Genomic DNA, 233 nt, shown 5'->3' on the forward strand with positions numbered 1-233 from the left:
CGGCGAGGCGCTGAAAATCCGCAGCCTCGTCGGCTTCGACATCGAGATGACGCAACTGCACCTGAGCCTGCGTCCAGGCTAGCGTTTTGGCGCGGTCGAACGCGTTGCGGTCATGGTGTTTGTCTACCAGATCGAGCAACAGCGCTCGCGACTCGGCCACTACTGTCCAGAACGTCACGCGTGCGACCTTGCCCGGCGGCACCAGCACGCGATATCTGAGCGCAAGGACCGGA

1 protein-coding gene is annotated in these 233 nt (G+C 63.1%); it reads right to left on the reverse strand.

Annotated elements, in window-relative coordinates; all coding sequences use genetic code 11:
* Positions 1 to 233 (reverse strand): hypothetical protein (locus SB772_RS45915; RefSeq protein ID WP_410839263.1); only part of this gene is annotated, 233 nt, incomplete at both ends.

This window comes from Paraburkholderia sp. SIMBA_030 (assembly GCF_046535245.1).
GTDB lineage: Bacteria > Pseudomonadota > Gammaproteobacteria > Burkholderiales > Burkholderiaceae > Paraburkholderia.